Genomic DNA, 14,759 nt, shown 5'->3' with positions numbered 1-14,759 from the left:
TCTTAGTGTTTGTAGTTGTATTTATGTTCTTTTACCGTATTTCCGTTAACATCTACAGTCTTCAGCAGCCTGTTGAAAGTATCATATTTGTAGAGTTCCATCATTCCGTTAGGCGGAATCGTTGTGGTAACTCCTACCAAAGGATTGTAGGTAAAACAGGTAATCATGAAATTCTGAAGCGCAGCATCATTTTTAAATGAATTCAATGCATTGATTAATAACTGTTCTTTAGCTTCTTCCTGTGCGGTTGTTGCGTTACCATCTTCGTTGGATGCGTTCACAATAGCTGTAATCAACGATGTAGGAATGTCTGAAAGTTTGGCACCTTCTATTTTTGCAATCGGAAGAGTTTTGTTGTATCCATAAATGATGGTTGTTGGAACTCCTCCCGAGTTTACATCCGGAAAAGTAGAAAACTGTACCAGATTACCTTTATCATCATATAGATCATACGATACGTTTTTCACAGATTGAGAAAGATTATCTGGCAAGAAGCTGATCTCTGAAGTGGGATAGAAATGAGAAATGTCATCAAATTTTGTCTCTGTTTTTGCAATAACCGATCCGTTCCTTTTTACTTCTCTGGACAGCGGAATATCTCTGATGCCGGCTTCATACAACCGTGGAGCTGTAAGGATTTGATTCCAAGGATATGTAAAGGATTCTTCTATGATCGTTCCGTCCGGAGCAATAGTTTTATTATATGTTATATTATAGTCTTTTACATCTCTTACAGATTCGCTGATTTGGGTAAGCGTTCCCGATGAAGATATATTTTTTGACGTAGTCACCTGCTTTTTTATGATTGCAGGTTTATTGTCAAAAAAACGAGGTATTTCCTGAAAATCATACCCATTTTCCTCAGATGCAACAATCATATTATTGTTGTCGTAAACTTCTTTTTTTAGTGGTAATCCTTTAGATAATATATTGGTGTATTTTAAACCGTAACTTTTCAGGGATCCGTCCTCTTTTAAATTCTCAATAAAATCTCCAACAGTCAGGAAATAATGTTTTGTATATCCAATACCATTTCCTATCACTTCTTTTACGTTTTTATATACTACAGAGTTATTGTTGTCAAAATTGTTCAATATCCCACTGGTAATAGGACTGTCAAACTTATCGTAAAAATATTTGCGTGAAAGAGCAGGTACCAAAGTTCCGTTATCATAATAATCAATTGTTTTTACACGGACACCCTGACCGGTAGAAAAATTACGCATTGGTACCGTTTTATATCTTATTCGCATAATAGTAAGCGTACCTTTACCACCGGTACCCAAAATTTCAATATTGTTAAATCCCGCATTGCATTTTACACGATTATCCGAATACGTTTCTGTACCTGGTATTTTAAGCTTTACATACTGATTACTTGTAGGTGTTGTGTTGGTTGTATTTGTAAGGTCATCATTATAATATTCATTCACTGTATACCAATATGCAAGATAACTTGACCCGCTTTGATTGTCAGGATTTGGACTTAAGTTAAAAGTATTTAAAAACTGACTATCAAAATTAACGGTAGTTACATATTCATAATACTGGGCATCACGATCGTTGAGATCTTCAGGAGCACCAAAATAGGTCAGATACTCAGATGTGTTTTTGTTGACAAAATACTGATTGGGCTCATACTCATATCTAATTTCTGATCCTGTAGGTAATTTTGTAGAAATCAAGATTCCCGGTGCAAAATGCTTAGGATTCAGATATTCATTTTTCAGACACCCTAACTGGTATATACCCTCTGTCCATGCATTATCCAAAAAATAATTACCATAACCAAACTCTGTGATCTCATAGCTTCCCGAATTACTATACTTTAATAGTTTATGAAGAGCTCTTTTACTAATATGTTGGGTTTGGCAGATCACATCAAATCCTTCCCGGTAAGGGATGGGATAGTCATAGCCTAAATCAAGATATTGAAAACCAAATTTCTGTATTTCTTTTCCGGCTGTGTTTTTCAGTATGGCATAAGTTAATGTAAAAGGATCGTTATAGCTATTTCTTTGCGCTGCATTAAAGATGTATTCAAAATTAATCGAGCCAAAATCATGTGAAATTATTTTGCTCAGCTTTAAATTTTTAGCCATTATCTGGATAGGATTGCCCGGTGGTGATGTGTTGTAATTGTCTTCTATATATTCATATTTTAGAAGCTCACTATTTTTGGGGTCTTTTATACTTGAAAGGAAATATCCACCTGTGGTGATTATCCCGGAAAGACGAACTTTGTCCTGTATGTCAAATATGAATTTATACCCCAATTCATCTGTGATTGTATATTTAGTAATTTCGTTTGCAGAGTCTGTAGTGAGATCTATAATTAGTTTATTTTGTGTTAACAAACTTACAAACCAATTGTTATTTGCATCTTTATTAATTTTAAATTTTCCATTTCTTCCTAAAAATGTAAAATAGTAAATATTTGTTTTTGCACCTGCTTCAGACTCATTGTAAATTACACAATGTGTATTTGTAATTCCCCAGCCTAAGCCTACTTCAGTAGCACCATTATCTTGATATGTGTTATTAGGGTGATAGATGATCCCTGAATCTACAGTTATGTTTTTGCTATGGGTAGCCAAAGAGAATAAAGAAAAACTTACATCAGGAATACCACTTGCAACAGATATAGGGCTTTTGATCAATGTCGGAACTGAAGCTGCCGCAGGACTTGAATAAGTAGGACCTGTGATTATTCCTGTCTGTGCCCAGTAATTATTTGCCAGACAAATAACAAATAATAATGTAATTATTTTTTTCATCATGTTTTTATTTTTTAATCAGTTTAGCATTCGCAGTCTCATTCGTATCCGTTTTTATCGTCACCAGATACGCCCCCTGAATCAGATTCTGCGTATTAATCTTGGTCACTTTATTCTTAGTTTTCAGGCTCTGCAGCTGTCTTCCGCCCATGTCGTAAATGGTAATGTCTGCTTCCTTAAAGTCAAAGCCGATTTCTACATAACAGTAATCAGAAACAGGATTCGGATAAATCTTGATGTCCTGCTTTTCAATCAGCTGATCCAGCTGTTTGTCTCCCAGCTTTACGATCTTCCAGTTCTCCTTTCCTAGTTCTTCGGCGCTCGTTCCTGCCAGAATAATCGAACCGTCTCTGTTGAGTTTGATATCCGATAACCTTTCTTCTCTTTTTCTCGATTCTCCTTTTACATGCTTTCTCCACTGCTCATTTCCATCCTGGTTCAGGTACAGCATCCAGAAAGTTTCATCATCAGTTTCAATTCTTCCTTCTGCCTGAGTGTAACCACCAAGTAAAATACCCTGAGTTAAATCTTTATTCTTTGCTCTTTCATCTTTCCTCTGAATCACATTCATCCCCATCAGAATATCCCGGTTCTTGAAATTGTAGGATTTCTGCCATTGTTCATCCCCTTTTTCATTTAATGAAATCAGCCAGATATCGGTTCCTTCTTCAATGCCTGCTGTTTTGTTTCCTGATCTTTCGGATCTTGATTCACCGCCAACAATATATCCTGTAGAAGTCATCGCTAAAGTTCTCAGATGGTCATCTCCTTTTCCTCCGAAATTCTTCTCCCATTCTACTTTTCCGTCTTTGTTGAGCTTGATGATCCAGTAATCGCCTTCACCGAAGTTTTCCGTTTTCTTTGATCCGCCGGTATTGCTTCGAGAATAAATTCCCAGCAAAGCTCCGCCGTCAATGGTTGGAATCATCTTTTCCACTTCATCCAGACCTTTTCCGCCTAAAATAATCTGTGACAGTTCTTTTCCGTTTTTATCCAGTCTTGAGATCAGCACATCTTTTGATCCGTAACCTTTCGGTGCATTTTGCACATTTCCGGCCACGAAAAATCCGAAATCTGTGGTCTGAATGACTGCTTTCGCCTCTTCATCCTGAGCCGAACCCAGTGTTTTCTGCCACAGCTCATCTCCAAATTCATTAATCCGGATCAGCCAGATATCAGATCCGCCTTTAGCATCATCTTTTTTGTCTGAGCTTTTGCCTGAATAGGATGTCCCTGCTAAAAGAAATCCGCCTTCCTGCGTGGCAACCGTTGCCGAAAGAAAATCATGGTTCTGACCCGAGAAATATTTTTCCCAGACTTCTTCACCCTGCTGGTTGAGCTTCACCAAATGAAAGTCGTAGCCGTTGTTTTGTTTGTTTTCTGAAGTGAGTTTTTTTGCCTGAATGGAACTTCCTGTGATAAGATACTGTTGATCGATGGTTGTAGTAACCTGTGAAAGAAAATCCTGCGTGGAAGATTTGATGTCTTTCTGCCATACTACTTCCTGAGCGCACCATACAGCAGCAGTGCATATCAAAAATGCACCCGTGTAGAGTTTTTTCATCATTATGTATTTTTATGGTTTGTTATTAATTTTTTGCGAATTTATCTTTTTTTTAATATATACTACAATAGTTTTAACTAAATGTAATACGATGTAATTATTTAATGCAAAGCTAAATGGGTAATGCGACAGAACGTGGCGTGTTATAATATGAATTTCCATGCTGTTTATGAGACAACATGGAAGTAATATTTTAAGAACAAAAAGTGTTTTAAATTATTGAATAGAACAGTATTTTATTTCAGCATCAAGTAAAGTGAACATTTTTTTCATCTCATTAATTTGTTTTATTAGTTATCAATTCTTCAAGTTCAAATACTTTATCATACTCTTTATCGTGAATTTTTCCATTTTTGTAGTCAATTTTTACTGTTTCAAGAAATTCCCTAAAATCACTATTCATTGCTAACTTATTTATTGTCTCAAAATCTAAATCCTTTTTATGTTTTGCAGGAATTATTACATCAGAAGAATGAGGATCCTCGAGATCTAATTCGATAACTCCTATTCCAAAAGATAAACAAAGTCGTTCAAGCTCTTTCATAAAATCTTCATCTTCAGAAATCCTTGCAGCAACAAGATATGATTCATTAGCCCAGGAAGAATTGGAAACGCATTGAAAAAAGCTTTCTCTTAAATTCGCAAAAGTCAATTCTCTTTTAATTTCAAAAGAATACAAAACAATGGATTTTACACCAATAGCATTGCTAAAATCTCCGACTTCTTTTTTCCAATCCTGAGTTCTGTAATAACATCCTACCATATCGGGATGCACCCACTCACCAAACTCTTTTTTGCTTGACACACTGTGATTTATAGTTTTAGTATAACATTGCATATAATAATATGCATGAAATGTCAAGTGCTTATGAAGATCCTTTTCTAAAAAATCAAATTTCTTATTTTTTATAATTGGTTCTTCCGGAATTGTATTTTCATAAAAGTCAACTTTACCAGCCATATTTTTCAGATAAAACCTTTTTGGTCTTGAATCTGTTTTTAAAAATATTGACTTGGGATTATCTTTTGCATTCACATAAAGTAACGCGCCCAAAGTAGCCCAAGGTGTTTTTCCTTGAGTATTAAGCTGATTATCATATCCCTTTTCTGCAGCCATATTCCAAATTTCGTTGGCGGTCAAAGGTCTATTTTCTTCTTTTATTATTAATTCTGATAATTCTAAAAAAGTCATTTACGGTGTATTAGTTTTTTTAATGTTTATATTACCCTCATCTCCGTCCGACCACTCAACTGCTTCAACAATTGCTTCACATTTTCCTTTGCCGTATCATCTTTAAAACCTTTATCTCTAAAAACAATACGCAATGGTTTTTCCTGTGCGATTTCTTTGGCGAAAGCTTCATCGATGCCGTCATCAAAACAGCAGTACAGAGAATCTCCGGCTACGGCATAGACTTCCTTGCCCGAAATGGTTTTGCGTTCTATAGGCAACGAAAGTGGCAATCCCCAATCGAGCATTACCTGAGTGAGCAAATCTTCTGCGGTACGGCCTTCTTTTACGTTGTCTGCAAAAAGGTCTAGCGTACCTTGATTATAATCTTGCGGTTTGTAATACACATCCTGCATATTGGAAGAATCTAAACGGTACACACGGAAACCATAATCAATATTTGCTTTTGTTTCTTCTTTTATTTTGTTGGCAGCACGGCGGATTCTTTCTTTGCCTATTTCACAGATGTTTAAGTAGCCTGCTTTATACGCTTCGCTTTTTTCATCTGTGATTTCGGGTAGTTGCACCATTATGTATTTACGGTTACCTATATCTTCTGCATTAAGTTGCATTACCGCGTGAGCTGTTGTAGCTGAACCTGAATAAAAATCAAGAATTATTGCTTTTTTATCTGAAGCGAAAGAAATTGATTTTTTTAAAAGATTTAAGGATTTTGGATTTTCAAATATTTTTTTATTATCAAATAACTCTTTGAGCATATTTGTTGTTATTCTGTTATCTTGATAAAAGTAAGATTTGAATAGTTCTGTTGCTGATTCTATGCGTTTTTTGATTTTTGGTATTGTGTTTTCATCATCTCCCCACAACACGTCACCCTCATTGTCTGCCTTTCTAAAAGTTGTTAGAGGCCATCTAAAACCATTTTCCGGCTTAACACATATTTTTCTAGTTATAGGATGAACAATATCCAAATCATAACCTCCTTTTTTTGTATTGGCAGGATTTCCTGGGTAAAAAACACCTTTATGATCAACATAATTATAATGAGAAACACCTGATAAATCAACAGCATTTGACTTTTTATTTGAATTTATCCAAGCTCTAAGATTAAGTTGAATTTCCTTTACAGATAAATTATTCTTTTTAAATTGTTCGTATTTTTCTAGTATTATCTGCGCTTTTTCAGATTGTACTTGCCAAATGCCTAAATTTAATTTGTTTTTTGAATAACAAATTACATACTCGTGTTCTACTGCAATCTGAGAGGGATTATTATCTGTTGCTGTTTCCCATATAATGTTTCCAACAAAATTTCCTTCGCCAAAAATCTCATCACAAATTTTTCTTAAATTATGAACCTCATTATCATCAATAGAAATAAAAATAACACCATCTTCGGTCAAAAGATTTCTTGCTAGTTTTAATCTTGGATACATCATAGAAAGCCAGTCAGAATGGTAGCGCCCACTAGTTTCCGGGTTGGCTACCAAGCGTTGGTTGTACTTGTCTTTTTGTCCGCTTTCTATTAGTTCTTCGTCGCCTGTTTTGGCAAAATTGTCTTTATATACAAAATCTTTCCCAGTGTTGTAAGGTGGGTCTATGTAGATCATTTTAATCTTGCTCAGGTAGCTTTCCTGCAACAGTTTTAGCACTTCCAGATTATCACCTTCTATATAGATGTTTTCGGTAGTATCAAAGTCAACAGAATCTTCCCTTATTGGTCGCAAGGTATTGGTAGTAGGCAAGTTGGCATTGACAATAGATTCACGTTTACCCGGCCATTCCAGTCGGTAGCGTTCTTTGTTACCTTTTACAATTTCGGTAGAAAGCTCCTGTTTCAGCAAATCAAAATCAATCTTTTTACCTTCTGCCGTTTCGGTAACACAGCTCGGAAAAAGGGCAGCAATTTTTTCTATATTAAGGCTGGTTATATCGGTAGATTGTAGGTCTAATTTATCTTTCATCTTGGTTTATTTTAGTTGCGCAATATCTCTTAATTTGTCATAAGTCGTAATGACATCAAATTTCACTTCTCCATTACTAATAGTTTTGAAGTGTTCTTTTGCACAGTGTATTTTTAATTGTTCAATTCCTCTGTGATCCATCGTATTTTCAGAACCTTTGGTTTCGGCTACAAAATAAATGTGCTTCACTTTTTCATTGTCCAAAACGATTGCCCAGTCGGGGCTGTAATTGGCAACCGGGGTAGCAATGTAAAATCCTTTTGGCAATTTGGCATACACCACTACTTCTGTAGCCTGTTCCAGATTCTTGGTAAATTCTCGTTCTATTTTAGAATCGGTTTCCAGGAAATCATAAATATGTTTTTTAAGGATTTCTTCGGTACGCAATACATTTTTTCCATTGGTAAAAACGGTTTTCGCATCAAATGATTCTTCGGTTTTATGATAAGCAATATTATTGATAATGAGTGAAGCCTTGGTTTCATTGATAAGCTTCGCACATTTGGCAATAAATTCTTCAGGATTTTTTCGCAATAATGCAAAAGTATTCGGATTGATTTTCTTTAAAATCTCCACAATCGTGCTTCGTTTTAAATTGGTCAATGCTTCTATTTCGCCAACAATGTCATAAGTTACTTCAGTGTAAAGGTCAGAAGACAGTTTTTTAGGTTCCGTTCTGGTTACATTGAAAGCCGTTCCCTCTTTCAGGTCCTCTTTGGAAACCTCACGCATTTCTCCGGTTTTAATTTCATATTTTCGTTCAGAAATATGCAGATCTGCATCCATTCGTATTGCGCTATCCTCAATCAGTCTATCCGTATCAAATTTCACTTCATATACCGTTTTCAGACTAATCTTTTTCCAAAGCTCCTGAAACTCTTTTTTAGCAAAGTTTTTATTAACGGTTAAAGGTACAGTGTCCCGGTCGTCATCCGGCTTAATACCTTCTCCATCATAAACCGTTTGCAGCAATTGGCTTATTGCAGAAGCATAAGCTGTCAAATGTTCCGGAACAGGAACTTCATTTTTCTTGATTCGTTCTTTTCCTTCGGGTGTGATTTTATCATCTTCATCCAGAATATCGTGTTTATAAAGAAACTTATTCAGTTTTTTTGCATCTTCATCAGTAAGGCGCAAAGTTTCGCCCATTTCATTCGTCAATACTTTTCCAAAAAAGAATTTAATATCCGCTTTTACTGGGCGGTCTTTCAGCGATTTTGCAATTTCTGTTTGCAATCCTTTTGCAAACTCTTCGTAGCTTTCAGAAGCAATCACCGTCAACACATTGAGGTCGTGCACCTGTTCACCCACTTGTTCAAAATCCTGGCGAACTCCATTTTTATCAACACACAAACGCATTCCACGTCCTACTTCCTGCCGTCTTTTGGTTTGGCTTCCACCGTCCGCATTCTTCAAAGCACAAATCTGGAAAACATTGGGATTATCCCATCCTTCTTTCAAAGCCGAGTGTGAAAAGATAAAACGCGTGGGTTCTTCAAAACTCAACAAACGTTCTTTATCTTTCATAATCAAATCGTAAGCAGAAACATCATCCGAATCTTCACTGCCACGCTTTATGGTTGGGTCAACAGGTTTCCCTTTTCTATCTATAGAAAAGTAGCCGTTGTGCACACGGTCGGCATCATCACGTTTCAAATAATCGAGATAATTACCAGGTGCATACACTTTTGAAGTTTTATTGACATCGGTTTCAATCACATAATCGGTATATTCCTGATGGAAAAGATCAACAAATTGGTTGATGGCATTTTTATATTCTTCTTCAAATATTTGCGCATATTCGCCCAAAACTTCTTCACCCATTTCATCGTACTTTCGATATTTCTCAACCGAATCGATGAAGAATAGAGAAAGGACTTTAATGCCTTTTTCAAAAAGATATTTTTCCTTTTGCAGATGCGAAAGAATAGTTTCCCTGATTTGAATTCTTCTGAAAGCCAACTCGTCTTTATCATTGATAATATCTCCGGGATAAATATCCTGACCATTGACCACAATCTTATTCAGATAGCCATTGACTTCAGTCACCAAACAATTTTTGTATGCTGGTAAGTTTCCTGATATTTCATACAAATCCGTTCCTTGAGCTATTTTTTCGCGAACACGCTTTACACCATTCCCAGAACGTTTCTCATATTCCAAATACGCCAAAGGCGCTTTGTTGGCACTAAGACTGATATACTCCAGATATAAATACCCAGTAGTTCCCGTAGAACCTTTCAGATTAATTCCTTTTACCTGAATTTTCTTCACCAATTTTTTATTGTACGCATCAAGCGCATCCAACCGGTAAATTTTGTTGTATTCTTCTAAATGTGTTGCAGAATAACGCAAGGTAAACAGAGGCTGAAAATCCTCCATACTTTTTAAAGTAACAGAACCTTCTTTCCCTACGGATTGTGGTTCGTCAATAATGATAATGGGCTTTGTTTGTGAAATGATATCAATTGGTCGTCTTGAACCAAAATGATCGAGCTCCTGATGGATACGTCTGGCATCAGCACCTCTTGCGGCAAAAGCCTGCGTGTTGATAACCATGACACTGATACGACCATCAGATGCAAACGTTTCAATATCCTGCGGGCGTGAAGAATTATAGATAAACGGACTGATTTTTTGTCCATAAATTTCCTGAAAATGGTTTTGGGTCAATTCAAAAGTTTTGAAAACGCCTTCTCTTATGGCAATATTGGGAACAATAATAATAAACTTGCTCCAACCATATTTTTTATTCAATTCATACATTGTACGGATGTAAGTATAGGTTTTACCCGTACCTGTTTCCATTTCAATGGTAAAATTGTAGCCGATATTCGTACCTTTTACAATATCAATTTTTTGATTTTCAATTAGGTAATGTTCACGCTGTACACCAATAATATTTTCAAGAATCTGAGAGTCTGTAATTTGAATAGCACTATTTCTATAACCAATATCTTCTAAAACAACACTTTCAAAAGCTGAAGCTTGATAAGCATTATTTGAAACAATTTGCTTGGTTCTCCTCAATATATCTCTACTTCTTTCCAAAGTAAATCTATTAGTTGTCAAGGTCTGTCCTTCAAAACATTTAATGACAACATTAATAGCATCAATCTGAAAATTCTGCTCTTTGAATTGTAATTTCATTAATAAATTTAATTCTATTTTTATGCGAAAATAACTATACTATCTTTAGAAAACAAAGCATAATTAGTTATTTATATATTAAAACAAATTTCACTAGAATAATAAAACTTTGTTTTTTAGTCAAGAAAATCCTTGATTAACTCTAAAAGCTTAACGTCATTCATCACAGCAATACTCAATGTATTTTATATTCTTGCTTCATATCACTCCAGCTTGGTCAGTTGCGGCCTATATAAATGCTTCTTTACCTCAATGAGAATTTAACCAATCCATCATAAATTGTATCCAGGAGAACATTACATTACGATTCAAAAAAAATCTCCAGCTAACGATGGAGATTAAAAATTAAAGAATCGTAAACGTCCCGAGATACGGACTGTTACAGGCAAGGGTCTCTGTTGTATTGTTGAAGTAGACCCAGACCTGAACCGTTTTTCCTGCATAATAGGACTGCAGCGTGACTGCTGCGGTCAGGAAACTGCGCTCACCCAGTGATTCAAAGATCTCGAAGGTGCCGAGCTCTTCGCAATAGCAGACTGCATTCACTTTATCGGCAGCATTGGCATTTCCCTGTACAGAATTGTCTTCCCAGTTCAGGACGATAGCCTGTGCCGCCTGCGGAGTAGCCGATACATTCTGAAAACCTGCAAGATCGCCCCTGGTAATCAGCACTTTGTTGTACATCAGTTGCGGCACATCCCCTACTACCTCCACAGCCTCATTGATGGTGTATGACACCGCCATATTGACCCTGGATTTTGAACCGGTCCCCGATCCGAAATATCTTTTCTGAATGCTGTTGATCGGTTGCAGAAAGCTGATCACCAGCTTGAATTTGCTCTGCTGTAAGAGCTGCTTTTCACTCGGCGGCCTGCTACTGGGTTTGGGCGTACTCCTGATGATGTCCTGCCCGCGCCAGTTGGCGCCTACGATGGTTCCTACTTTTCCTGAGAATCCGCCAAGGATCCCTTTTGTAATTCTAGCCATATCACTTGTTTTTTGAGGTTAATGATACGAAGGTAAAACAGAAAACCAGTCACCGGACCACCTGCGAAAATAATGATAGGTTCTGACAAAAAATGGCTGGTTTTGACGGGTATACTATGAACGTTTTTCGGGTTTTGCAAGGCTTTTGTTTCAGTTTCTTTCGGAAAACAGGATCTTTTTCCGAACCGATACCATACCGGATGCGAAGAAATATGGAGAAATGACCGGATTTCTTGATGACCACCTGCACCCATAAAAAAAAGCCTTCACTTTTTGAAGGCTTTATTGAAAAATGATTTAGGATAAAATAACTTCTTGCCAATCCTGACACAAGGAATACTCTGTGATTTCCTGATACGGCTCAGCGTGCTGTCGCTGATATTCAGCAGCCGCTTGACATCTGCACTGTCATAATACAGCGCATCGTGCTTATGCGTTTGCTTCAACGTTTCCAAAATTTCTGAAAGGAGCACCAGAACAGCCTCCATTAGCGGGTCTTCCGTTACCTGCCGGTTTAATTTTGTTTTCATCAAATAATGTTTTAACGGATCAGAATTATTTTTAAATCATATTTCTGATCTTAATTTTTTCATTTATTTTTAACGTAAAATCTTCTCAAGATAGTATCTGCCAGTAAAAAGAAAAAATGTATTTTTGTCAAAAAAACACATGAAATTTACCCATAAGCAGTTGTTTGGAAAAATTTATTTCATTATTGTTCTTCTGAGCTTTATTCAGTATTTCAGTGCTCAGGATAAAGCAGAAAAAGCACTTCAAAAATTTGAGCAGGATTATCCACAGGAAAAAATTCATCTTCTTTTTAACAAAGACCAATATGTAGCCGGAGAAAACCTCTGGTTTAAATGTTTTGTTTTTGAAGGGTACAACCGTTCTACAATTTCTACATCTCTTTTTGTAGAACTTTATGATATCAGCAAAAAGCTCATCGACAAAAAGATGGTTCCCCTTATAAAAGGAGAAGGAAATGGCAGTTTTCTTCTTCCAACAAACTTAAAAGAAGATGCGTATTTTATCAGGGCCTACACTACTTGGATGACAAATTTCAGTGAAAACTTCAATTATCTTCAGCCGATTACTGTATATAATCCTGAATCCCCACAGAAGTTAAAAACTGACACTGAGGCAGTATGGTCAGCAACGGTATATCCTGAAAGCGGGACTTTTATAGATGGTATTAAAACAAAATTTGCGGTAAGATTACATTCAAAAGGGATCACACCTTCAGAATGGAGTGGTTTTGTGAGTGACGCTGAGAGTCCTGATGTACCTATCGTAAAGTTTACAGGTTTTGATCAGAATGTAGGATCTTTCAGTCTAAATCCCAAAGCCGGAAAAAATTACCGGCTTACCGTTGAAGACACTACAGGAAAAAAAGTACTCCTTAATTTACCCCCGGTTGCCACCAGCGGATTAAACCTTCAGGTTGAAAGCACAAACAATGAAGTAAAATACTCAATACATTCTAAAAATATTTCTGATAATAAACCTTATAAAGTACTGGCTACGATAAACAGTCAATTGGTTTACAAGGCAGAATTTAAAAAACTTTCTGACAAAACCTTCATTATTCCTGTAGAAAATTTGACCAATGGAGTTCTACAGCTTACGGTATTCGATTCAGAAGAGAATGTAGCCGCACAACGTCTCTGTTTTGTACAGGCTGATCAAGTGAATATTAAAATTCCCGAATTAAAATCAAATCTTAATACTGAAAAAAGAGCTAAAAATTCATTTACCATACCTAAAAATGAACATTACACTGACTACAGTATTATGGTATTGGATTATAATGCAAAAAGTTCAGAAGAAGAAAATAGCATCTTCAGCAGTCTTTGGCTTACAGGAGATTTAGGAGCAAATATTTTTAAGCCGGCACAATATTTTACAAAAAACCGGAATTCACAGGCGCTTGATGCTTTATTGATATCTGAAAAATGGAAACGTTTTAATTTTAAAGATTTAATTTCAGATCGATATCCAAAAATAACAAATCTATCTGATGCATATATTTCTTACAAGGCTAAAGTAATGCTAGATAATGGTCCAGCGGTAAACAAGGCGTTGAATTTAATTTTTGATAGTTCTGAAGTCGGTTCAAAATTTTATCAGGTACAAACGGATAGCTCAGGCAATTTTACATTAAGTGGATTACAGTTTGAGGGAAATATGAATGTCTCTTATCAGATAGAAAAGGATACAAAAAGTTCTAACAATAATTTTAATGTTTATTTTCAGCCTAATAATAATTTTATTGCCTACAAAAATAATCTTCCAGATAAAAAATATAAATTAGTCCAAAAAACTGCAGAAGATCAAAAAACGGATGTCGCCATTAAAGCAATAAATAATATAAAATTTCAGACAGCTTTTGACGAAAAGGTCACCGAGATTGAAGAGGTGAAAATAAAAGGAGTCTTGCAGAGTAAAACAAAAAAACTTGAAAAAGAACTTGTGAGTTCCCTATTTCAAAGTATTGATGAAAAAGTTTTTGATTTTGTGAATGATAATGAAAATGCATACAACGCCCCTAGTATTCTTCTTTGGCTACAAGGACGGGTAGCTGGCTTGGAAGTATATTCTACCGGGATAGGAATTAATGCCAATCTAAGAGGAAATCCAATAAACCTTTATTTGAATGAGATGCCTGCAAGATATGAACAGCTCCAGGCAATACCTGTTTCAAGCATTGCAATGGTTAAGGTCTTTCCAGGAGCTATGGGAATTATTAAGAATGCAATAGCTGTTTACACAAGGCGCGGTAACATGCCTCATAAACATAACTCAGAAGTATCTTATCTTAAAAAATATACTTTAAAAGGCTATGATATCGAAACTAAATTTATTAATCTGTTATATGATGAATCAAAATTTAAAAAATTGGACAACGATAACAGAGAAACATTATATTGGAATCCTAAATATACTATAGAATCAAATGATAATCAACCTATTGAGTTTTACAATAATGATCATGCAAAAAGTTTTAAAGTAATCATTATCGGATTTGATGAGGAAACAGACACACCATTCTACTACAATGATATTTTAAAATAAAAATAGCTCCACAAAACCAATTATAGTTTTATAATTGGTTTTTTTTAATT

8 protein-coding genes are annotated in these 14,759 nt (G+C 35.7%); 1 reads left to right on the top strand and 7 read right to left on the bottom strand.

The window, feature by feature from the left end; translation table 11 throughout:
* Window positions 1-2: 2 nt before the first annotated feature.
* The 7 genes from K0U91_RS13075 to K0U91_RS13045 form a co-directional block, all read right to left on the bottom strand.
* The gene (locus K0U91_RS13075) at window positions 3-2,780 is read right to left on the bottom strand and encodes a hypothetical protein (RefSeq protein ID WP_220179067.1); all 2,778 of its coding nucleotides are present in this window, start codon (window positions 2,778-2,780) and stop codon (window positions 3-5) included.
* Window positions 2,781-2,784: 4 nt separating this feature from the next.
* Complete coding sequence (locus K0U91_RS13070; RefSeq protein WP_220571808.1) at window positions 2,785-4,341, bottom strand: T9SS type A sorting domain-containing protein; 1,557 nt, start codon at window positions 4,339-4,341, stop codon at window positions 2,785-2,787.
* Between the two features lie 277 nt (window positions 4,342-4,618).
* Complete coding sequence (locus tag K0U91_RS13065; RefSeq protein WP_220179966.1) at window positions 4,619-5,533, bottom strand: COG2958 family protein; 915 nt, start codon at window positions 5,531-5,533, stop codon at window positions 4,619-4,621.
* 26 nt (window positions 5,534-5,559) lie between these two features.
* Window positions 5,560-7,497: a site-specific DNA-methyltransferase gene (locus tag K0U91_RS13060; RefSeq protein WP_220179965.1), complete on the bottom strand. Its 1,938-nt coding sequence runs from the start codon at window positions 7,495-7,497 to the stop codon at window positions 5,560-5,562.
* A 6-nt stretch (window positions 7,498-7,503) separates the two neighbouring features.
* Entirely contained in the window at window positions 7,504-10,647 is a 3,144-nt protein-coding gene (locus tag K0U91_RS13055) for a type III restriction-modification system endonuclease (protein WP_220179964.1), read from the bottom strand.
* A gap of 345 nt (window positions 10,648-10,992) precedes the next feature.
* Window positions 10,993-11,634 (bottom strand): DUF6266 family protein, encoded by a 642-nt coding sequence (locus K0U91_RS13050; RefSeq protein ID WP_220179963.1) that lies wholly within the window; start codon window positions 11,632-11,634, stop codon window positions 10,993-10,995.
* Between the two features lie 266 nt (window positions 11,635-11,900).
* Entirely contained in the window at window positions 11,901-12,164 is a 264-nt protein-coding gene (locus K0U91_RS13045; RefSeq protein ID WP_219969298.1) for a helix-turn-helix domain-containing protein, read from the bottom strand.
* A 139-nt stretch (window positions 12,165-12,303) separates the two neighbouring features.
* On the opposite strand from K0U91_RS13045, the gene K0U91_RS13040 reads away from it, so the two are divergent.
* Window positions 12,304-14,709 carry a hypothetical protein gene (locus tag K0U91_RS13040; protein WP_220179962.1) on the top strand — a complete coding sequence of 802 codons (2,406 nt, stop codon included), beginning with the start codon at window positions 12,304-12,306 and terminating at the stop codon, window positions 14,707-14,709.
* Window positions 14,710-14,759: the final 50 nt, after the last annotated feature.

Origin of the sequence: Chryseobacterium sp. LJ668, from assembly GCF_019613955.1 — a bacterium.
Taxonomy (GTDB): Bacteria; Bacteroidota; Bacteroidia; order Flavobacteriales; family Weeksellaceae; genus Chryseobacterium.
This window is presented reverse-complemented; position numbering and strand designations above follow the sequence as displayed.